Annotated in this window: 21 protein-coding genes; 9 read left to right on the top strand and 12 right to left on the bottom strand. The window is 70.5% G+C overall.

Annotated elements, in window-relative coordinates:
- Positions 1 to 17 precede the first annotated feature (17 nt).
- Together KPL78_RS02325 and KPL78_RS30630 are read right to left on the bottom strand one after the other, a co-directional pair.
- Complete coding sequence (locus tag KPL78_RS02325; protein WP_219761105.1) at positions 18 to 1,196, bottom strand: glycosyltransferase 61 family protein; 1,179 nt, start codon at positions 1,194 to 1,196, stop codon at positions 18 to 20.
- Positions 1,193 to 3,769: a glycosyltransferase gene (locus KPL78_RS30630; RefSeq protein ID WP_219761107.1), complete on the bottom strand. Its 2,577-nt coding sequence runs from the start codon at positions 3,767 to 3,769 to the stop codon at positions 1,193 to 1,195. Before KPL78_RS30630 ends, KPL78_RS02325 begins: the two co-directional genes overlap by 4 nt.
- 41 nt (positions 3,770 to 3,810) lie before the next feature.
- Between KPL78_RS30630 and KPL78_RS02335 the strand changes: the two genes are divergently transcribed.
- Complete coding sequence (locus KPL78_RS02335) at positions 3,811 to 5,772, top strand: DUF6212 domain-containing protein (protein ID WP_219761108.1); 1,962 nt, start codon at positions 3,811 to 3,813, stop codon at positions 5,770 to 5,772.
- Between the two features lie 220 nt (positions 5,773 to 5,992).
- Here KPL78_RS02335 and KPL78_RS02340 read toward each other — a convergent pair whose 3' ends face one another.
- Both KPL78_RS02340 and KPL78_RS02345 read right to left on the bottom strand, forming a co-directional pair.
- A complete protein-coding gene (locus KPL78_RS02340) occupies positions 5,993 to 6,661 on the bottom strand; it encodes a glutathione S-transferase family protein (protein ID WP_219761110.1) in 669 nt (222 codons plus the stop codon).
- Positions 6,658 to 7,239 carry a dihydrofolate reductase family protein gene (locus KPL78_RS02345; RefSeq protein ID WP_219761111.1) on the bottom strand — a complete coding sequence of 194 codons (582 nt, stop codon included), beginning with the start codon at positions 7,237 to 7,239 and terminating at the stop codon, positions 6,658 to 6,660. The genes KPL78_RS02340 and KPL78_RS02345 overlap by 4 nt, the downstream gene beginning before the upstream one ends.
- Positions 7,240 to 7,367: 128 nt before the next feature.
- Between KPL78_RS02345 and KPL78_RS02350 the strand changes: the two genes are divergently transcribed.
- Entirely contained in the window at positions 7,368 to 7,736 is a 369-nt protein-coding gene (locus KPL78_RS02350) for an ArsC family reductase (protein ID WP_219761113.1), read from the top strand.
- A gap of 62 nt (positions 7,737 to 7,798) precedes the next feature.
- Here KPL78_RS02350 and KPL78_RS02355 read toward each other — a convergent pair whose 3' ends face one another.
- Genes KPL78_RS02355 through KPL78_RS02375 form a run of 5 tightly spaced genes read right to left on the bottom strand, consistent with a single transcriptional unit; the run spans position 7,799 to position 10,168 of the window.
- Positions 7,799 to 8,263, bottom strand: coding sequence for an SRPBCC family protein (locus tag KPL78_RS02355; RefSeq protein WP_219761114.1), 465 nt, complete (start codon positions 8,261 to 8,263; stop codon positions 7,799 to 7,801).
- Complete coding sequence (locus KPL78_RS02360; protein WP_219761116.1) at positions 8,263 to 8,685, bottom strand: VOC family protein; 423 nt, start codon at positions 8,683 to 8,685, stop codon at positions 8,263 to 8,265. The genes KPL78_RS02355 and KPL78_RS02360 overlap by 1 nt, the downstream gene beginning before the upstream one ends.
- 15 nt (positions 8,686 to 8,700) lie before the next feature.
- Complete coding sequence (locus KPL78_RS02365) at positions 8,701 to 9,054, bottom strand: DUF1428 domain-containing protein (RefSeq protein WP_219761118.1); 354 nt, start codon at positions 9,052 to 9,054, stop codon at positions 8,701 to 8,703.
- Positions 9,055 to 9,080: 26 nt separating this feature from the next.
- Positions 9,081 to 9,557, bottom strand: a complete 477-nt coding sequence (locus KPL78_RS02370) for a VOC family protein (protein WP_219761120.1) — start codon at positions 9,555 to 9,557, stop codon at positions 9,081 to 9,083.
- On the bottom strand, positions 9,554 to 10,168 hold the full coding sequence (locus KPL78_RS02375) for a TetR/AcrR family transcriptional regulator (RefSeq protein WP_255568517.1): 615 nt from the start codon (positions 10,166 to 10,168) through the stop codon (positions 9,554 to 9,556). The genes KPL78_RS02370 and KPL78_RS02375 overlap by 4 nt, the downstream gene beginning before the upstream one ends.
- A gap of 141 nt (positions 10,169 to 10,309) precedes the next feature.
- Here KPL78_RS02375 and KPL78_RS02380 point away from each other — a divergent pair, with 141 nt between their 5' ends.
- The 4 genes from KPL78_RS02380 to ykgO all read left to right on the top strand — a co-directional run bounded on the left by KPL78_RS02380 (position 10,310) and on the right by ykgO (position 12,390).
- Positions 10,310 to 10,675, top strand: coding sequence for an ArsR/SmtB family transcription factor (locus KPL78_RS02380; protein WP_219761123.1), 366 nt, complete (start codon positions 10,310 to 10,312; stop codon positions 10,673 to 10,675).
- Positions 10,672 to 11,205: an SRPBCC family protein gene (locus KPL78_RS02385; protein WP_219761125.1), complete on the top strand. Its 534-nt coding sequence runs from the start codon at positions 10,672 to 10,674 to the stop codon at positions 11,203 to 11,205. Before KPL78_RS02380 ends, KPL78_RS02385 begins: the two co-directional genes overlap by 4 nt.
- A gap of 280 nt (positions 11,206 to 11,485) precedes the next feature.
- Positions 11,486 to 12,061: a dihydrofolate reductase family protein gene (locus tag KPL78_RS02390; RefSeq protein ID WP_219761126.1), complete on the top strand. Its 576-nt coding sequence runs from the start codon at positions 11,486 to 11,488 to the stop codon at positions 12,059 to 12,061.
- A 203-nt stretch (positions 12,062 to 12,264) separates the two neighbouring features.
- Complete coding sequence (gene ykgO / locus KPL78_RS02395) at positions 12,265 to 12,390, top strand: type B 50S ribosomal protein L36 (RefSeq protein ID WP_137125466.1); 126 nt, start codon at positions 12,265 to 12,267, stop codon at positions 12,388 to 12,390.
- A gap of 125 nt (positions 12,391 to 12,515) precedes the next feature.
- Here the strand turns inward: ykgO and KPL78_RS02400 are convergent, their stop codons facing one another.
- Entirely contained in the window at positions 12,516 to 12,896 is a 381-nt protein-coding gene (locus tag KPL78_RS02400; protein WP_219761128.1) for a hypothetical protein, read from the bottom strand.
- A 111-nt stretch (positions 12,897 to 13,007) separates the two neighbouring features.
- Between KPL78_RS02400 and KPL78_RS02405 the strand changes: the two genes are divergently transcribed.
- The 3 genes from KPL78_RS02405 to KPL78_RS02415 are packed head-to-tail and all read left to right on the top strand — an operon-like array spanning position 13,008 to position 16,300.
- Positions 13,008 to 14,447: an FAD-linked oxidase C-terminal domain-containing protein gene (locus KPL78_RS02405; RefSeq protein ID WP_219761130.1), complete on the top strand. Its 1,440-nt coding sequence runs from the start codon at positions 13,008 to 13,010 to the stop codon at positions 14,445 to 14,447.
- Positions 14,444 to 15,616: a glycolate oxidase subunit GlcE gene (gene glcE, locus KPL78_RS02410; RefSeq protein ID WP_219761132.1), complete on the top strand. Its 1,173-nt coding sequence runs from the start codon at positions 14,444 to 14,446 to the stop codon at positions 15,614 to 15,616. Before KPL78_RS02405 ends, glcE begins: the two co-directional genes overlap by 4 nt.
- A gap of 51 nt (positions 15,617 to 15,667) precedes the next feature.
- A complete protein-coding gene (locus KPL78_RS02415; RefSeq protein ID WP_219761134.1) occupies positions 15,668 to 16,300 on the top strand; it encodes a hypothetical protein in 633 nt (210 codons plus the stop codon).
- Between the two features lie 378 nt (positions 16,301 to 16,678).
- Here KPL78_RS02415 and KPL78_RS02420 read toward each other — a convergent pair whose 3' ends face one another.
- Together KPL78_RS02420 and KPL78_RS02425 are read right to left on the bottom strand one after the other, a co-directional pair.
- Positions 16,679 to 17,521: an HAD family hydrolase gene (locus KPL78_RS02420; protein WP_219761136.1), complete on the bottom strand. Its 843-nt coding sequence runs from the start codon at positions 17,519 to 17,521 to the stop codon at positions 16,679 to 16,681.
- Positions 17,522 to 17,523: 2 nt separating this feature from the next.
- A complete protein-coding gene (locus KPL78_RS02425; protein ID WP_219761137.1) occupies positions 17,524 to 18,693 on the bottom strand; it encodes an acyl-CoA dehydrogenase family protein in 1,170 nt (389 codons plus the stop codon).
- Positions 18,694 to 18,907 lie beyond the last annotated feature (214 nt).

The following is an 18,907-nucleotide window of genomic DNA, read 5'->3' on the forward strand; positions in this document are numbered from 1 at the left end:
GATGCTCGTGCCCTGGTTCATGATCCCGCCACGAGACCCGCCGCCATGCGCGCTTCGAACGCTTCCGCCAGCGTCCGGGCGTGTCCGGCGTCGAAAGGTCCGCCGGGACGCGACAGGAATGCCAGGTAGCGCTGGAAGTCGGCCTCGGCCGCGGCCGTGTAGTCGCGCAGCGTGACGCCGGTCAACTCCGCCAGCCCGTGGGCGCGGAAGGCGGCAACGGTCGCATCGAGGTTGAGCCAGGACACGCCGAGATGGGCGAGCGGCAGGCCAGTGCCCTTCTGCGCGGCCGCGCTGCCGAGGTAGTCCGTGCAGCCGGCGAGCATGGTGAAGGCCCGTGATCGGGGCTCGACGACGCGCTGGAGGTTGGCCGCTTCCGGCCCGGTGCGGCGCGGCAGGATGACGCTGTGCCCCATCGCGCCCGCGCCGAGCAGTTCGGTGCCGTGGCAGGCGGACCCCTCGGGGAACACCACGGCCTCGGCCTTGCGGTAGTGATCGAGCTGCGGCGTGAAGCGCCATTCCTCAGGCCGGAAGACGGTGAAGCCCGCGCGTTCCAGATGCTGTTCGAACCAGGTCTCGCCGAGCACGATGCCCTGCGGCGGCAGGGCCGAACGGGAGACGTAGAGCTTGCGCGGCCGCGCCGTGGCGCCGTGGCGCGCATCGAGCTTCGGGCCGCAGAAGGCGGCGAGCGCTTCGACATAGCCCGGCTTCGGTCCGCCCACGAGGTCGGAGCCGGCCTCGACGACGTGCAGCACCTCGACCACCGTGTTGCGGTTGACCACCGTCACGTCCTGGGGCCGGACCTCCAGGAAGGCGAGCGCTTCCTTCATCACCTCGGGGAATTCGCCATAGGTCGGATGCGGGTTGAACCCCTGGGTCGAGACGAAGAGCAGCGGAAAGCGGAGGCCGCGCAGCCGGGCGGGGATGATGCGATGGACGAACTCGGCCATGAAGTGGCCGAAATGGCCATAGACCGGTCCTGCATAGACGTATTGGCCGGGCAGTGTCTCCTCATAGGTCTCGTCGGGCCGGAACTGGTCGATCGGGCGGCGGCGGCGGGTGTGGCGCAGGGGCGCATCGGCCTCCTCGGTCAGCACCGGGCCGCCGCGGAAGCCATCCGGCACGCGCACCACGGGCCAGTCGAAGACCTGCACGCGGGCCTGCGGAATCCGTCGGTATGCGAGAGCTTCCAGGGTCATGCGCCGACCGCCTCGGCAGGGGTGGGGGACAGGAGGGGCCGTAGCGCCTCCGCCGGCGCGAGTGCCTCCAGCAGGGCCGCCGCCGCCCGGTCCCAGCCGCGCCGTGCCCCGCGCGTGGCGGCGGCCTCGGCGAGCGCCCGGCGCAGCCCGTCATCCCCCGCAAGGCGCAGCAGTGCCGCCGTCATGCCGCGGATGACCTCGCCATCGGGCCCGTTCGGCACCAGCAGGCCGTCCTCGCCATGGGTCACGGCTTCCGCCACGCCGCCGACATCGGTCGCGACGGGAACGCAGCCCATGCGCTGGGCCTCGAGCACGGTCAGCGGCACCCCTTCGAAGCGGGAGGGCAGCACCAGCGCATCGGCCCAGGCATAGAGCGCGTCGAGCGCGGCCGGATCCTCGACGGGTGGTTCGGGGTCGACCGGCAGCGCGGGCGGTTCGTCCAGCACGGCGCGGCCGACCACGCGCCAGTCCACCGCGTCGCGGGTCGCCGCCATGATCGCCGCCAGCCGGTCCGGCCCCTTCTGCCGGTCGAGCCGCCCCAGGAAGAGCGCCCGTAGCCGGCGTCCCTCGCGCGGCATGCGCCGTCCTGCCACCGCGGCCGCCACGCCTTCGGTACCGGCGGGGTAGCCCGGCGCGTTCTCCAGCGTCAGGACCGCCTCCTCGGGCACGCCCGAGGCCGCGCACCACAGGCCGAGTTCCCGGGAATGCGCGACGAACAGGTCATAGGCGTGCTGATAGGCGAGGGCGGTCTGCGGGTTGCCGATCGGCTCGCCGAAAGCGCCGCGCTCGGACAGGTGCAGGGCGCAGGCGGTACGGATGCCGAAGCGTCGCAGCCGCCCCACCAGGGCATGGCCGGCGAAGGCATGCGTCACCAGCACCGCCTGCATGGGCGCGAGCAGCCCGAGCAGCGCCTCCGTCTCCTCCGAGTCCTCGGGCAGCAGCGAGGTCGCCGCGCCGGCATAGGCGTTCCGCCCGCCCCCGTGTCGCTCGGCATCGAAGCCGGGCAGCAGGACGATGCCGTCGAAGGCCTCGGCCGGCGGGCGGGCGATGGTCTCGGCGTCGGTGACGACGAGATGCGTGCGCCAGCCGGCCCGGCGCATCTCGGCCGCCAGGCAGCAGAGCACGCGCTCGACCCCGCCCATGCCGAAGACCGGGGTCATGAAGGCGATGTCGCGACGGTCCGTCTGCGGCGCCAGCGGCAGCAGCGGCCAGGCGCGCAGGGCGGAACGGGCGACGCGGCCTGCGGCCTCCGCCCGCGCGATCCGTCCGTCGGGGCGCCAGATGCGGGAGGGCGGCAGGTCCCGCAGCGCGGCGGCGAAGCCCCGCGCCGTCGCCTGGGCCAGCGCCACCGCGCCCCCCGGTGGCGGGACGGGGCCGGTGAGCCAGGCCGTCATGCCTCGCGCGGGCAGGGCGGCGAGCGATCCGCCGGCGCCGGCGGCCTTGGCCAGTGTCGCGCTGCGCAGCACGACGAGCGCCGCGTCGTCGACCTTCGGCTGGTGGTCCGGCCTGAGGCCGATCTGCCCATCCGGCGAGGCGCCGAGGGTGACGCCGCAGACCGGTGCCGACTCCAGCAACCGCTCGGCATGGGCGAGGATGCCGCGTAGCAGGCCCGAGCGGCGCAGCGCCGGCAGGACGCCCGCCGCGGCGAAGACGGCGAGGGCGGGCGCATGTTCCCGCCCCGGGGCGCGATGTGCTGCGGCCAGGCGCCGGATCAGCGACGCGGGCGCGTCGGCCCGCGGCGGCGCCTCGGGGTCGAGGCAGGCGAGGGCCGCGTCAGGCTCGAACAGCGCGAAGCGCGGCGCTTCCCGCGCCTCCAGGCCGAGGACGGCGCGCGGTGCGTAGAGCGACCGGTGCCGCGACCGCAACGTGGAGAGCAGGGCGGCACGGTCGCGTCGCGCCTCGGTCAGCATGCTTTCCGGCCGGCGGCGGTAGGTGAAGCCGGCCTGCGGCAGATGTGCGCCGCGAAACCCGGCGCTGGCGGCCCGCAGGAAGAAGTCCCAATCCTCGAAGCCTGCGCGCAGGGATTCGTCGAAGACGACGCCGGCCTCGCAGACCTCCCGCCGGACCAGCGCCGCGGCGTCGCAGATGTTCTCCGTCAGGTGCTGCAGCAGGTCGTGGGTCCCGGCGGTGGACCACGCACCGCCGATGCCGAAGAGATCAAAATCCGGATAGATCCAGCCGACCTCGGGCGCGGCAGCCGACATTGCCTGCCAGGCGCGGCGCAGGAAATGGGGCCCGATGCGGTTGTCGGCGTCGAGGAAGAACATCGCCCGGCAACCCGGCCAGGCCTGGAGCGCGAAGCGGATGCCGGCATTGCGCGCGGCGGCGAGGCCCCGATTCGGCTGCGCCAGGACGACGACCTGCGGTGCATGGGCGCGGGCCCAGGCGCGCGCGGAGTCCAGGCTTTGGCGATAGACACATCCATCCAGAACAACGATGATCCGGCAGGCTGGCGCGCCCTGCTGCGCCAGAACCGAGGCGATGGCTTCCGAGAACAGAGCCGGCTGCCTGTATAGAGGAATGATGACGACGACGTCGCAATCGGTGCCCGTTACGTCCGCGTGTTCGTTCATGCCGTTCCTGAACAGGCCCAGGTTCAAAGGTCCAGACTGGAATGCAATTTCAGGGTGAGGTCGGGATCACGCAACCTCTTATTGCGGAGGTTGCCGCTGGCCTTCGCGTCCATGCGCCGGCGGCGGCGCTGGCCGCCCTGTTCGATGGCCGCCCGACCATCGTGGTCGACAGCCGCCTGCCGGAGACGGTGGCGCTGGATGGCGCCGGGGCGCGGCTCTGTCACGCCCATTTCCTCGCTGACGGGGTCATGCTGCGCCTTGGTCCGGCGCATGATGGCGATACCGGCCCAATCGTCCTGGCGCATCCGCCCGGCGCCGTGATCGCCATCGTCGCGCAGACCCCCCTGGGGGCCCGGCGTCTCGCCGCCTGGTGGCGGGACCATGGGCTCGAGCCGCCGACGGTGATCGTCGCCGAGAGCGGCCTCGCCGCGCTGCCGGAACTCCTGGCCGTGGCGTTGGACGATGCCGCGGCCGCCACGCGGCGTGTCTGCGAGCAGGAGCAGCGCATCGTCGCACTGCGCATGGAGGTCGAGCAGCTGCGCGGCTCGGTCGCCGCCCTGCTCCAGGCCGCGGCGGGGCGGACGCCGCCCGAGGCGGAGATCCGTATGGACCTCGCCGTCGACGAGGCCGCCGTGCCGCTGCGGCTGGCGGCGGGCGCGGAGGCGCGGCTGTTCCAGCCGGGCATGCCGACCGCGGGCATTGCGCGGCTGAGCCTGCACCTCGCCGAGGCGGCGAATGCGGGGCTGTCGGTGCGGTTGATCGGCGCGGAGACGGATCGGGTGCTTTGCGCCTGGCGCGTGCCGGCGGCGGATCTGCAGGCTGGCTGGCTGCATCTCGAGACGCCGGAACCAGTGTCGGGGCGGCCGCAGACGCTCCTGATCAGCGTGCAGGCGGAGGGCGAGGCAGGCGAGGTCGCCCTGTCGGCCGCGGCGGAGCGCCCGGGGGAACCGGCCCTGGCCGTGGCCACCTTGCCGATCGGCGCCTGCCTCGTGCAGCCGCTGCACATGGCCTGGGAGGACTGGTACGGGGAGGCGGCTCCGCGCGTGCCGCGCCTCGCCCCCGCGCAGATGCTCGCCGCGGCGCGCCTGGACGGGCCCGGGGACCTCGACGCCGGATCGCGCGAGCGGCGCACGCTGACCCTGCCCGCGGCGTGGGAGACCACGCGGCTGCTTCTCGGTCCCTTGCCCGATCATTGTGCTGCCTTGCGCTGCGACCTGCGCCTCGGCAGCGGGATCATGGAGGCCCGGCTGGCGTTGGGGGATGGTGCGGCCGCAACGGAATGGCGGCCCCTGTCGCCGGACGAGACGCGGCCTTTCTCGTTGCCCGCCGGCGACGCTGCGCCGGAGGTCGCGCTGGAACTGCGCGGCGTCGGACCGGCCGTGCTCGATGTGCTGGCGCCCGTGCTGTTCGCGAACGCGGTGACAGGGGGCGTCGCGCCGGAGGCCGCCGGGGCCGTGGAGCCGCCGGCACCGCCGATCGTCCAGGCGCGGCCCCTGCGGGCGCTGGAGGAGGCCTATCCCCGCGAGCAATGGCCGGAGGCCCCACCATCCGGCACCGAGGCCGTCACCGGGCTGGACGGGAAGGCGCATTATGCCGAGGTGGTGCTCGATGCGCGGCAGGACGAGCCCAGCGGACGGTTGATCGACCTGCGGCTGACCGGCCTCGCGTCGCGCGGCGAGCGCTGGCGGGAGGTCAAATTCAAGTTCGGCGTCTCGGGCACCAAGGTGGTACTGGAGTTCCGCCGCGCACCGTCCTGGCCGCGTGTCTTCGAGGCCTGGCCGGGCACCGAGAGCGACGAATACGGCGACAAGTTCTTCCTCGTCCTCGATGAGGAGGTGGTGCACGGGCTGGACCGGGTGGCGCCGGGCCGCGATGCGGCCCTTGTCGCGGTGCTCGCGGGGATCATGCCCCGCCTGGTGGCCGAGATCCTGACTGAGGAGGATGCCGGGGCTTTCGCCGAGGCTGCCGGACGGCTGGCGGAACGGCTCGGCGCTGAGGGCTGACGGCGGGAGCCGGCCGGGCTGGACGCCATTCCCGGGTGGTTCGTAGGGGCGGCGCCCTCGCGTCACCCGGCCCGCAGCGGCGGCGTGCGGCACGGTGCGCAGGCATGCGACACGACAGGGAGGGACAGAGCCCCTCTCCGTTGCCGTCAGCGTCGTGTCTTCGCGCGCCTGTGGCAGGGCCGCGGTCGGTCCGCCAGATCAGGGCGAGGAGCCGCCGGTATCAGTCCCGCCCGGGGTCGCCGAGCGGGAACAGGCGCCGATATGGCCGCGCCTCGTCGAGCGCCCGCGCATAGGACGCCCGCGCCAGCAGCCGCGCGCGATAGGTGCGCAGCGTCGCAAACGCCTCCGGGATCGGTTCCACCCAGTCGGCGTAGAGCAGCCCGGGCGCGGCGGCGCAATCGGCGAGCGAGAAGCTCTCCCCCGCCGCCCAGGCACGGCCGGCGAGGCGGGCGTCGAGCCACGCATAGGCCGTGCGGAGCGCCGTGCGCGCCTGCGCCACCCCGAAGGGATCCCGCGCGCCCGCCGGCCGGATCGCGTCCAGCACCACCTTCTGCATAGGCACCAGGATGTCGTTGTCGAAGACGCGGTCGAGCAGGCGCGCCTCGATCGCCGCGTCGCGATCCCGGGGGATCAGGGGCATCGGGCCGGGATGGTGCAGGTCGAGATGCTCGATGATGACGGTCGCCTCGGGCAGCACCGTGTCGCCATCCACCAGCACGGGGAAGCGTCGCATCGGCCAGAGCGCGGCGAGTGCCGCCGCATCGGCCTCGCTGCCGAGGTCGATGGGGCGGACGGTGAAGGGCGTCGCGTTCTCATAGAGCGCGACCAGCGCCTTCTGGCAGAAGGCCGAGAAGGGATGGGCGTAGAGCGTCAGGGCCATGGCGATCATGCCCGCCGCTGACGGCGGTAGCGCAGGATGACGGAGCCCACATCGAGCGGGCGGCATTCCGTCAGGGTCATCCGGACTTCCGGCCGCCCGGCGCGGAAGAAGGGGTCGCCCGAGCCATAGAGTTCGGGCGTGATCAACAGCCAGAACTCGTCCACGAGATCGAGGGCCAGCAGGCTGTTCGCCAGCCCGCCGCCGCCGAAGGCGAAGATGTCGCCGCCGGTGACCTCGCGCTTCAGCCGAGCGACCTCGGCCGCGAGATCCGGTCCGGCGATGCGGCCGTTCCATCCCGGGTCGCCGGTCAGCGTGCGGGACACCACCGTCTTGGGCAGCCCGTTCATCAGCGGCGCATAGGAAATGCCCGCCGCCATGCTGGACGGATCGGTCTCGGCGGGGCTCCAGAAGCCTTTGTTGAACAGGAAGTTCACCCGGCCATAGAGCAGGTGGCGCGCCCGCTTCAGCGCGGCGAGCGACCATTCGCGCTCCACCTCATCCGACCAGGGCGGGGGCGCGAATGCGCCACCAGGCTTGGTGAAATAGCCGTCGAGGCTGGTGAAAATGCTCAGGACCAGGTCGGCCATGCGGTTCCTCCCGTCACGATGCGGGCCGGTCCTCCGTGTCGGACAGGGGCCCTGTGCGCACGCCCGATGGGGCCTGGCGCGCGAAATCGGGCTAGGCTCGCGGCCGGACGCATCATCGGAGCCTGCCCGTGCCCACGCCCATCACCATCCACGGCATCAAGAACTGCGACACGATGAAGAAGGCCCGGGCCTGGCTGGAAAGCCACGGCGTCGCCCACGACTTCCACGACTACAAGGCGAAGGGCATCGACGGCGCGACGCTCAAGGCCTGGGCGAAGAAGGTGGGCTGGGAGAGGTTGCTCAACCGCAGCGGCACCACCTTCCGCAAGTTGCCCGACGTGCAGAAGGAAGGCCTGACCGAAGCACGCGCCCTGGCGCTGATGCAGGACCAGCCATCCATGATCAAGCGGCCCGTGCTCGCGCTCGGCGACCGGCTGATCGTGGGTTTCGACACGGGCGAATACGAACGCGCGATCGCGTCGCTGCCACGGGACTGAGCGCGACCCCGAGGGAGGGCACTGCCCTCCTCCGGTTACGCCGTGCCGCCCGCTGCCTCGGGTCACAGCCCGCGCGCCAGCGCGACGAGCTGATCGGCGGCCTTCCCCCAGCCCTCCTGGAACCCCATCGCCTCGTGCTTCGCGCGGGTCTCGGCATTGGCGTGCAGCACGACGGCCTTGTAGAGCGTGCCCTCCGGGATCGGGTCGAAGGTGATCGTCCCGGTCATGAAGGGCTCGGCGCGGGGGCGGTAGCCTTCCTCCATCGCGTCGGTCCACACGAGGCGCCGTTCCGGCACGACCTCCAGGACGCAGCCGCTCTGCGGCATCACCTCGCCCTCAGGGCCGCGAAAGATGCTCTTGAACCGGCCGCCCGGGCGCAGGTCGATGTCGAAATCCGTCGCGCGCCAGGGCGCCGGGCAGAACCACTGCTCCAGCAGCGCCGGCTGCGTCCAGCACGCCCACAGCTTCGCCGGCGGCACGTCGAGCCGTCGCTCGAAGACCAGGTCGCGCGCGGGATCGAAGACCATCACGGGCGCTCCTCGAAGACGCCGACCATCCACAACACGCCGAAGCGGTCCTGCACCATGCCGAAGGCGGGGCTGAAGAAGGTCTTCGACACCGGCATGCGCACCTCTCCGCCATCCGACAGGGCGGCGAAGAAGCGGTTCGCCTCCGCCTCGTCATGCGCAGGCAGGGACAGGCCGAAGCCGGCGAACTGCGCCGCCCCCGCGCAATGGCCGTCCGAGACCAGCACCGTGGAATCGCCGATCTTCAGCTCGGCATGCATGATCTTCTGCTCGGATCCGGGCGGCATCATGCCCGGCGGGGGCGGCTCGGGAGAATCGCTGTTGCGCATCATCACGGGCGCCGTGGCGCCGATCGCGGTCTTGTAGAAGGCGATCGCCTCCTCGGCGCGGCCTTCGAAGAAGAGGTAGGGAGTGATGGGCATGACGCGTCCTCCGTCTCAGATCTGAACCAGAACCTTGAAGCCGCCATAGATCATCCGCTTGCCGTCGAAGGGCATCTCCTGCCCATCCATCTTCATGCGCGGATCTTCCATGATCTTCTTCCAGCCCTCGTCGCGGACCTCCTTCGGCGGCCAGGTGATCCAGGAGAAGACGACGGTCTCGTCCTCTTCCTGCTTCACCGCCATGCGGAAGGAGGTGAGCTTGCCCTCGGGCACGTCGTCGCCCCAGCATTCGAACATCTGGAGCATGCCGTACTCCTTGAACACCGCACCGGCCTTCTCGGCATGCGCGCGGTAGGAGTCCTTCTTGGCGTTGGGCACGGCCAGCACAAAGCCGTCGACATAGGACATGGTCGTCTCTCCTGGTTGCTGTCGCGTCAGGACGCGTGGAACGCCGCTTCGAGCGCGGCGGCGTCGAGCTTGATCATCGTCATCAGCGCGGCCATGACGCGGCCACGCTGCGCGGCGTCGCCGGCCTTCATCAGGCGCGGCAGCGCCTCCGGCACGATCTGCCAGGACACGCCGAAGCGGTCGGTGAGCCAGCCGCAGGCCTGGGTCTTGCCGCCGCCTTCCAGCATCGCGTCCCAGACGCGGTCGAGCTCGGCCTGGTCGGTGCAGGACACCACCAGCGACAGGCCGTTGGTGAAGCCCGGCGGCGGATCCGCGTTGAAGGCGAGCATCGGCGCGCCGGCGAGGGTGAAGGTGACCATGAACACCGATCCCTCGGCGCCGGGCACGCCGGGCGGGCGCGTGGTCACTTCGCCGATCGCGGAATTGGGGATGGCGGCGACGTAGTGGCGCGCGGCCTCCTCGGCCTGCGTCGCGAACCACAGGCACGTGGAGAGTTCGGTCACGGCGCTTTCTCCCGAAACAGCATTGCGATGTAGCGGCGCAGGTGCCGCAGGGTTTCGACCGCGCCGTCCGGGCCATCGACCGCCTTGGCGAGGACGAAGGCGCCCTGGACCACGGCCATGATGTGGACGGCGAGGCTCCCGGCGGTGAAGCCGGTGACGCCGTGCTCGCGCATCGCTGCGGCGATCTCTTCCTCGATCGGCGCGGCATGCAGGCGGATGCCGGCTTCGCAGGCGAGGCGGATGGCCGGATTCGTCGCGTAGGTCTCCTGCACCATCATGCCGAGCATGCAGGTGTATTGCGGGATGGCCCCGCGGAAGATCGCGATGCGGAAGTCGACATAGGCCAGCACGCGGTCGAGCGGATCGGCGTGGCCGCGCCAGCCGGACCGTTCGAACAGCGCCTCCAGCCATTCGCTGAACCGCCCCGCCGCCGCGACCGCGAGGTCATCCTTGCTGCGAAAATGGTGGAAGAAGGCGCCCTTGGTCACGCCCGCCTCGGTGCAGATGTCCTCCACCGTCGTGCCGGCATAGCCCTGCCGGCGCAGCACGGTCACCGCGGCATCGAGGAGGCGGGTGCGGGCTTCGTTGCGGCGGGGACGGGCGGCTTCCATGCGCAGGAACATACCAACTGGTCGGTATGTCACGACAAGCGACAATGCCGTGATCGGGGGGATGGGCGCGGCGAGGGGATGGATGTGAAACACTAAACAAATTGGTTGACTATTCGGGCAAGGAAGTCAACATTCAACCGTATGGTTGAATATCAGCCCCCACCGCTGGACGCCGTCTTCCACGCCCTCGGCGATGCCACCCGCCGCCGCATGCTGCGCGACCTGGCCGACGGCGAACGCACCGTGGGGCAGCTCGCCCACCCCTTCGCCATCTCGCTCGCCGCCGCGTCGAAGCACATCAAGGTGCTGGAACAGGCCGGGCTGATCCGCCGCGACATCCGCGGCCGCACCCATGTCTGCCGGCTCGAAGCCGGACCGCTCGCCACCGCCCATGACTGGCTGGGCTTCTACGAGCAGTTCTGGACCGACCGGCTCGCCATCCTCGAACGCCTCCTCCGTCAGGAGGCCGAGACGCCTGCCCCCGAGAAACAAGGAGACGAGTCATGAACGACCTCACCCCGCCCAATGGCTACGGCGCGCTGACCGAGCCCATGACGCTGCAGATCCAGCGCATGCTGCCCGGGCCGATCGAGCGCGTCTGGGCCTACATCACCGACAGCGACCTCCGACGGCAGTGGCTCGCCGCCGGGCCGATGGACCAGAAGGTCGGCGCCACCGTCGAATTCGTCTGGCGCAACGACGAGCTCAACACCCCGCCGAGCCGCCGGCCCGAAGGGTTTGACGAGGAACACCGCCTGCTGTGCGAGGTGCTGGAGATCGACCCGCCCCGCCGCCTGGTCATCACCTGGGGCCGCAGCGACGGCGTGACCTTCGAGCTCGCCCCGGTGGGGCAGAAGGTGCTGCTGACCATCACCCACCGTCGCCTGCCGGATCGCGACATGCTGCTGAAGGTCTCGGCCGGGTGGCACGGACACCTCGACGTGCTGGCGGCGCGGATGGCAGGCGTGGAACCCGCGCCATTCTGGGACGAGTGGCTGCGGCTGAAGGGGGAATATGCGAAGCGGATTCCCGAGTGAGTGAGGGCGGGACCGAGAGGGGCGCCGCCCCTCTCGGGCTCTCCCCGCCAAAGGCCACAGGGCCTTTGGAAACCGATACCTGGTGCTGGGCACCGCCGGGATTCCGGACCCCCGCAACGCCTTCGGTGCGCAGAAGCGGGTTTCGGCACTGATCCAGCCTTGGGCGCAAGGCACCAAGTCAGGGTTTCCAAAGGCCTTGCGGCCTTTGGTGGGGAGGGTTCGGGAGGGGCAAAGCCCCTCCTGACCTGCTGTCCCGCATCACACAGGAAAGGACACCACCATGCGCAAGCTGATCGCCGGACTGAAGGTCTCTCTCGATGGCAAGACCGAGGGTGCGGACGGCACCGCGGATTGGGTCGAGACCTGGTCCGAGGAATATGGCCTGACTGACCGAATCGACGCCTGCCTGCTCGGCGGCGGCATGTATCCTGGCTATGAGCGCTACTGGTCGGCCATTCAGGCGGACCCTGACACGCCTGTCTGGATCACCGGCGCCGCGCCGTCCCAGGCGGAGCTGGCCTGGGCCAGGTTCATCACGCGGACGCCGCACTATGTCCTGTCGCGGACCCTCGACAGCACGGCCTGGCCGACGACGCGGTTCCTGCGGGATTTCGATGCGGTCGCTTCCCTCAAGCAGCAGCCGGGGCGGGACATCTACCTGGTCGGCGGGGCCAGCGTGACGGCAGCCCTGATGGACGCCGGGCTGGTCGATGAGATCCGGCTGCTGGCCTATCCGCTGATCGCGGGGGAGGGGCGGTCGCTCTTCGCGACGACCGCACGGCGGCAGGGACTCGCGCTGCAGGATCTGCGGCGCCTGCCGGACGGGCGGGTGAGCATGACCTACGCCATGGCTTGATTAGGATCAAATTCCTTGATCCTTGCGTCGGCACGGGATAGGGTGCGGGCTGCTCTTTGACGCGTTCCATCCGTCCCCGCTGTCCTCCCATGCCGGCGCCGGGAATTCGTCCGAAACCGACACGCAGATGCTTATGGATGCGCCTCCACGCGGTTGACTTGCCGCAATGGCGCCCCTAGAAGCGCCCCCTCACGAGGTAAGCCATGAAGATCCGCAATTCCCTGAAGACCGCGAAGACCCGCGACAAGAACTGCGTGCTGGTGCGTCGCCGCGGCCGCGTTTACGTCATCAACAAGAAGAACCCCCGGCTGAAGGCCCGCCAGGGCTGAGCCCACCCGCCAGGGTGTGCCTGGGGAAGGGGGCTCCGGCCCCCTTTGTCATGCCTGGGGCCGTCACTGCCTCGCGCCGCTGACTCCGTGCCTGACCAGGCACGGCGCGTAAGGTTGCGCGCGCGCTACTTGCCGCTCTGACCACCGGTCGGCGTCAGCGTCTCGGTGCCGATTCCGCCGCCCTGGCCCTGGGTCCAGGTGCCGAGCAGCCGTCCATCCGGCTGCACGGCATAGACCGCGACGCCGGTATCGCCCTGCATCGTGTAGCCCACCACCAGCAGCGGCCCTTGCGGGATGAGGATGGCCACGCCCTGCGCCGTGCCGCCGCCCGCATTCCACACCACTCGCCAGGTGTTGCCGCCGGTCGGCGCGAGCATGGCCGTGCCGTCGTATCGTTGCCCGTCGGGGCTCTGCCCCTCGACGCTGTAGCTCCCCTGGCGCTGGGCCAGCGCCGGCGAGGCCAGGGCAGCCGTCAGCGCGGCCGCGATCACCACCTTGCGCATCATCCCTCCCGATCCCCGGCAGTGGTTGTCAGGGTGACGGGTTTGGTGCGGCCATGCAACGCTTGCCGCGGCGCGGTGCCATGCGCATCTTCCGCCTGTCGGAGGAACGCCGCCGTGATCACCCTGCCAGCCCCGAAGCCCGAGATTCTCGCCCGCAAGGCCGAGATCGTGGCCGCCCTGTCTGCCATCGTCCCCGGCGACGGGGTGATCAGCGAACCGACGCGCCTCAAGCCTTATGAGACCGACGGCCTGGCTGCCTATCGCCAGGTGCCGCTCGCCGTGGTGCTGCCGCGCACGACGGACCAGGTCGCCGCCGTGCTGCGCTACTGCCACGAGACCGGCGTGCGCGTGGTGCCACGCGGCGCCGGCACCTCGCTGTCAGGCGGCGCGCTGCCGATGGAAGACGCCGTCGTCGTCGGCCTGATGCGCATGAATCGGATCATCGAGATCGACCTTGAGGACCGCCTCGCCGTGGTCGAGGCCGGCGTCACCAATATCGGCATCACCAATGCCGTCTCCGGCGACGGATTCTTCTATGCGCCCGATCCGTCCTCCCAGCTCGCCTGCATGATCGGCGGTAACGTCATGATGAATTCCGGCGGCGCGCATTGCCTGAAATACGGCGTCACCGCGAACAACCTGCTCGGCGTGAAGTTCGTCACCATCGAGGGCGAGGTCATCGACATCGGCGGCGCCCATCTCGATGCCGCCGGCTATGACTGGCTCGGCCTCATCACGGGGTCCGAGGGCCAGCTCGGCATGGTCACCGAGGTCACCGTGCGCATCCTGCGCGGCCCCGAGGGCGCGCGCGCCATGCTCGCCGCCTTCAAGGGCACCGAGATCGCGGGGGCCGCCGTCGATGCCATCATCGGTTCCGGCATCATCCCCGTCGCGCTGGAATTCATGGACAAGCCCTGCATCCATGCCTGCGAGGCCTTCGCCCATGCCGGCTATCCGCTCGATGCCGAGGCAATGCTGATCATCGAGGTAGAAGGGTCCGTCGCGGAGCAGGACGACCTCCTCGCCCGCATCAAGGCGATCTGCGAACGCTTCGACCCGATCAGCCTGAAGGTCGCCGAATCGGCCGAGCAATCCCTCGCCATCTGGAAGGGCCGCAAGGGCGCCTTCGGCGCGGTCGGGCGCATCAGCCCCGACTATCTCTGCATGGACGGTACCATCCCGACCTCGGAACTGCCCTTCGTGCTGAAGCGCATCGGGGAGATGAGCACCCAATACGGCCTCGGCGTCGCGAACGTCTTCCACGCCGGCGACGGCAACCTGCACCCGCTGATCATGTTCGACGCCAATGATGCCGACAGCTTCCATCGCGCGGAATCCTTCGGCGCCGACATCCTGAGGCTCTGCGTCGAGGTCGGCGGCTGCCTGACCGGCGAGCACGGCGTCGGCGTCGAGAAGCGCGACCTGATGACCGTGCAGTTCACCGCGCACGAGCTCGACCAGCAGCGCGCCATCAAGTCGGCCTTCGATCCGCAATGGCTGCTGAATCCATCCAAGGTCTTCCCGCTGCAAGACATGCCTCTGGCTGCCGAATGAGCGAACTGCTGTCCCCGCCCGACGAAGCTGGCCTCGCGGCTGCCATCGCCGCCGCGCATGCGGCGCGCGAGCCGATCGCCATCGAGGGCAATGGCTCGAAGCGCGGCCTGCTGCGTCCCGTCCAGGCGGCGCGCACCGTCTCGACCCGCAACCTGTCGGGCATCACGCTGTACAGCCCGGCGGAGCTGGTGCTGTCCGCCCGCGCCGGCACCCCGATCCCCGAGATCGAGGCCGCGCTCGCCGAGAAGGGCCAGCATCTGATCGCCGAGCCGCCCGACACCCGCGCGATCTTCGGCACCGACGAGCCCGCGACGCTGGGCGGCATCGTCGCGGCGAACCTCTCGGGGCCCCGGCGCGTCGCCTGGGGGGCGATGCGCGACCATGTGCTCGGCATCCGCTTCGTGAACGGCGCGGGGGAGGTGATGCGCTCCGGCGGCCGCGTGCTGAAGAACGTCACGGGCCTCGATCTGTGCAAGCTGCTGGCGGGGTCCTACGGCACGCTCGGCGTGATGACGGAGATCACGCTGAAGGTTCTGCCCGCGCCCGAGGCCACCGGCACGCTGCTCATCGCCGTCGCGGATGCCGAGATGGGCGTGCGGGCGCTTTCGGCCGGGCTGGGCAGTCCCTTCGGCGTGTCCGGCGCGGCCCTGCTGCCCGGCGAACCGATGATGGCCGCGCTGCGCATCGAGGATTTCGCGCCGTCCGTCACCTATCGCCTCGCCCGCCTGCGGGAAGCCCTGGCGAGCTTCGGCAACAACACGGTGCTGGATGGCGATGCGGCCCGGGCCTTCTGGCGCGAGGTGCGCGATGTCCGTCCGCTCGGTGCGGCGGCGGAGGAGGCGGTGTGGCGCATTTCGGTGCGGCCCTCGGCGGGTCCTGCGGTGGCGCGGGCTGCCGAGGCGCTGGGTGGCCGCGCGATGCTGGACTGGGGCGGCGGCTTGGTCTGGGTGGCCGCGCCGGCACAGGCATCGGCGCATGAGACATTGGCTGCCGCCGCGGCGGCCTCTGGCGGCACCTGCACGCTGTTCCATGGCCCTGAGGCCCTGCGGCGCACGGTCGCGGTCCTGCCGCAGGAACCCCCGGCGCTGGCCATGATCGCGCGGCGGGTGAAGGCGGTGCTGGACCCGGCGGGCATCCTCAATCCCGGGCGCATGCGCGCCGGCGGCTGACCCGTGGCGCAGGCGAGGCGCCTTCCGCCGAGATGCGATACCGGCCGGGCCATGCCACCGACCGGGCCGACGCCGCGCGCCGCCGCCTGCCTCGTGGCGCTGCTGGCCCTGCTGATGCCCGCTGTGGCGGCAGGCCAGTCCGCCGCCGACCAGATCGACATCACGGCGGTCGTCGTCGAAGGCAAGACAGCCCAGGCCTGCGCTGGCCATATCGAGCAGGTCGTCGCCCAGGCGCAGAAATTGTCGCTGGTCACCACGCCGCCGCACGACCTGCTGGACGGGCTCCGGGCCTTCTATGACCTGGTGCTGCGCCTCGATGCGCATGGCGAGCTGTCTTCGACGACCCAGCTCGGCACGGTCTATGTCACCGGTTATGGCGCGGATGGCGAGCGCCGGCGGCGCGCCGTGACGCCCTTCATCCGCACGGAGGTCTCCCGCCCGGCCGGAATGCCGGCCGATGCGCCCTCCCTGCTGTCGATGTCATGGCTGTGGCTGCAGCGGGTCGAGCCGGCCACCGATACCGCCGGTCGCGCGATCGAGCGGCCGCAGCTCCATCGCTTCGACTTCGTGGGGGAGGTTGCCGCTTCCTACGGAAGCTGGAGCCATGCCGTGGCGCGGTGCCGGCCCGGGGGCGACCGGCAATGGTTCGGGGCGGTGGCGATATGGACCTATCTGCCGCCCTGATGCCGGCGGCCCTTGGGAATGGCCGGTGCGGGCGGAATTGGAGCGACTCTGCCCCCCAACCACGCCGCGAATGGCCAAGGCGTTGCGCCTGTCGGTGCCCGTCCCGCCGGCCGAACCCGCGCCGCTGGCCGCGGCCGCCCGCCGCGTGAAGGCAGGCCCGGACCCCGCCGGCACGCTGCAACCTGGGCCGAGTGTATCTGGGCCCCTAGGGCGATCCTGGTCGGGCGGAGGGGCTCGTGAAGGGCAGGGGCAGGAACCTCGCCATGAGGCGAGACTGGAGCATTGCCGGCGAACGTCCGTTCACCTGCAATGCTCCAGGTATTTGTTTCTGCGAGCATCTTCACCGGTCCGGATGAGTTCATCCGGACAGGATCTGCTCTAGGCGCCGGGTTCGGGTGTCGGTGCCGTGACCGCCTCCCGCGCGGCGAGCAGGTCGAGGATGGCGAGGACTCGCCGTTCCAGCACCCCGCCTTCGCGGTAGTCGGCGGGCACGGCGCAGTGGACGCGACCTTCGGCGATCAGCTTGCGGGTGCGCGCGGCGCGGTCAGCGTCGCCGGCGGGATGCACGGCGATGGAATGCCCGCCCTGTTCCTTCACCGTGCGGAAGCAGGGGATGTCGGTGTCGCCATCGCCGATGAAGATCATGTTGGGGAAGGGGACGCGCCGCTGGTCCTGCGGCTGGTAGGCATTCACCGCCTTGTTGTCGGCGAGGTCCAGCGCGTCCTTGTTGATGCGGAAGAGGTATTGCGTCTTGGTCGTGTAGTTCACCGCGATCGCCGGCGCGACCGCGACGCCGGACGCGCTGTACAGGAAGCCGGACGCGAAGACCGCGCGGAAATGCTTCCGGATCGCCGTGCCTTCCACCAGTTCGCGAAGGCCGGAGGAGATGACGTAGTGCTCGATCGCGAGGCCGCGCGCCGCACCCGCCGCGTTCACCCGGTCGAACCAGGTCTCCACGCCGGGGAACAGCGTGATGCCGGCGCCGTGGGCCGCCCAATCCTCGCGCCGCATGGGGATGTCGGCGTTTGCCGCTTCGCCCAGCATGCGGTGCATATAGGTCAGGATCGGGTCGCCCTGCTGCTCCTCGGCCAGCGCATTCGCCCGCGCCCAGAAGGACGCGGCGTTCAGCCCGAGCTTCGGCAGGAAGACGTGCTCCTGCATGTTGCCCGGGGCGAGCGTGCCGTCGAAATCATAGGCGATGGCGACAGGCACGCCGGCCATGGTCAGTAGCTCCGCGGCATCCCGAGCACGTGCTCGCCGATATAGGACAGCACCAGGTTCGTGCTGATCGGCGCCACCTGATACAGGCGGCATTCGCGGTACTTGCGCTCGACGTCGTATTCCTCGGCGAAGCCGAAGCCGCCATGGGTCTGCAGGCAGGCCTCCGCGGCCGCCCAGGCCGCATCGGCGCAGACCATCTTGCCCATGTTGGCTTCCTCGCCGCAGGGCAGGCCGGCCTCGAACTTCTGCAGGCCCTTCTGCAGCAGCGCCTCGGCCGCGCGCATCGCGGCATAGGCCTTGGCGATGGGGAACTGCACGCCCTGGTTCTTGCCGATCGGGTGGCCGAACAGCACGCGCTGCTTGGAATACTCCACCGCCTTGTTGATGAACCACTTGGCGTCGCCGATGCACTCGCCCGAGATGAGCATGCGCTCGGCGTTCATGCCGTCGAGGATGTAGCGGAAGCCCTTGCCTTCCTCGCCGACCAGGTTCTCGGCGGGGACCTCCATGTTGTCGAAGAACACCTCGGTGGTGTTGTGGTTCATCATGGTGCGGATCGGGCGGATGGTCAGGCCGTTGCCCAGCGCCGCCTTCATGTCGACCAGGAAGGTGGACAGACCGTCGGTCTTCTTCTTCACCTGGTCGCGCGGCGTGGTACGGGCCAGCAGCAGCATCAGGTCGGAATGCTCCGCGCGCGACGTCCAGATCTTCTGGCCGTTGACGATGTACTTGCCGTTGCCTTCCTTCTTCGCGACGGTCCGCAGCGCGGTGGTGTCGGTGCCGGAGGTCGGCTCGGTCACGCCGAAGGCCTGCAGGCGCAGTTCGCCGGTCGCGATCTTGGGCAGGTACTTTTGCTTCTGCTCGGGGCTGCCGTGCTTCAGCACCGTGCCCATCGTGTACATCTGGGCGTGGCAGGCGGCGGCGTTGCAGCCGGAGGCGTGGATCTCCTCGAGGATCGCGGCGGCAGCGGACAACGGCAGGCCCGACCCGCCATATTCCTCGGGGATCAGGGCAGCGAGCCAGCCGGCCTCGGTCAGCGCCTGGACGAATTCGGTGGGATAGCCGCGGCGGGCATCGAGCTCGCGCCAGTATTCGCCGGGGAAGCGCGTGCAGAGCTTGCGCACCTCCTCGCGGATCTCGGCGTGGGTGTCGGTCTGCACATGCGTGTCCATGGCGCGTCTCTCCTTATCCGCCGGCATTAGGCCGGGGGGCGGTAGCTGGCAAGGAGGCCCGAGAACGATCGGGGACGGGCCGCTGCCGCGCGGAGTTCGCAAGCGGTGTCGCTCCGCAATCCGCGATGGGGCGCGCCAGGCAGCTCCGCCAGCTCCGCGGCTTCCATGCCATACTGAGTCCGCGCGCTGTCCGCCGCGGTGGCGGGGCAGGTGG

It is taken from the genome of Roseomonas alba (assembly GCF_019430885.1).
GTDB lineage: Bacteria > Pseudomonadota > Alphaproteobacteria > Acetobacterales > Acetobacteraceae > Neoroseomonas > Neoroseomonas alba.

Excerpts from the sequence above, each read along its gene's own strand:
- KPL78_RS02325 (WP_219761105.1), bottom strand. The coding sequence starts at position 1,196 with ATGACCCTGGAAGCTCTCGCATACCGACGGATTCCGCAGGCCCGCGTG.
- KPL78_RS30630 (WP_219761107.1), bottom strand. The coding sequence starts at position 3,769 with ATGAACGAACACGCGGACGTAACGGGCACCGATTGCGACGTCGTCGTC.
- KPL78_RS02335 (WP_219761108.1), top strand. The coding sequence starts at position 3,811 with ATGCAATTTCAGGGTGAGGTCGGGATCACGCAACCTCTTATTGCGGAG.
- KPL78_RS02340 (WP_219761110.1), bottom strand. The coding sequence starts at position 6,661 with ATGATCGCCATGGCCCTGACGCTCTACGCCCATCCCTTCTCGGCCTTC.
- KPL78_RS02345 (WP_219761111.1), bottom strand. The coding sequence starts at position 7,239 with ATGGCCGACCTGGTCCTGAGCATTTTCACCAGCCTCGACGGCTATTTC.
- KPL78_RS02355 (WP_219761114.1), bottom strand. The coding sequence starts at position 8,263 with ATGGTCTTCGATCCCGCGCGCGACCTGGTCTTCGAGCGACGGCTCGAC.
- KPL78_RS02360 (WP_219761116.1), bottom strand. The coding sequence starts at position 8,685 with ATGCCCATCACTCCCTACCTCTTCTTCGAAGGCCGCGCCGAGGAGGCG.
- KPL78_RS02365 (WP_219761118.1), bottom strand. The coding sequence starts at position 9,054 with ATGTCCTATGTCGACGGCTTTGTGCTGGCCGTGCCCAACGCCAAGAAG.
- KPL78_RS02375 (WP_255568517.1), bottom strand. The coding sequence starts at position 10,168 with ATGGAAGCCGCCCGTCCCCGCCGCAACGAAGCCCGCACCCGCCTCCTC.
- KPL78_RS02380 (WP_219761123.1), top strand. The coding sequence starts at position 10,310 with ATGGTTGAATATCAGCCCCCACCGCTGGACGCCGTCTTCCACGCCCTC.
- KPL78_RS02385 (WP_219761125.1), top strand. The coding sequence starts at position 10,672 with ATGAACGACCTCACCCCGCCCAATGGCTACGGCGCGCTGACCGAGCCC.
- KPL78_RS02390 (WP_219761126.1), top strand. The coding sequence starts at position 11,486 with ATGCGCAAGCTGATCGCCGGACTGAAGGTCTCTCTCGATGGCAAGACC.
- ykgO (WP_137125466.1), top strand. The coding sequence starts at position 12,265 with ATGAAGATCCGCAATTCCCTGAAGACCGCGAAGACCCGCGACAAGAAC.
- KPL78_RS02400 (WP_219761128.1), bottom strand. The coding sequence starts at position 12,896 with ATGATGCGCAAGGTGGTGATCGCGGCCGCGCTGACGGCTGCCCTGGCC.
- glcE (WP_219761132.1), top strand. The coding sequence starts at position 14,444 with ATGAGCGAACTGCTGTCCCCGCCCGACGAAGCTGGCCTCGCGGCTGCC.
- KPL78_RS02415 (WP_219761134.1), top strand. The coding sequence starts at position 15,668 with ATGCCACCGACCGGGCCGACGCCGCGCGCCGCCGCCTGCCTCGTGGCG.
- KPL78_RS02420 (WP_219761136.1), bottom strand. The coding sequence starts at position 17,521 with ATGGCCGGCGTGCCTGTCGCCATCGCCTATGATTTCGACGGCACGCTC.
- KPL78_RS02425 (WP_219761137.1), bottom strand. The coding sequence starts at position 18,693 with ATGGACACGCATGTGCAGACCGACACCCACGCCGAGATCCGCGAGGAG.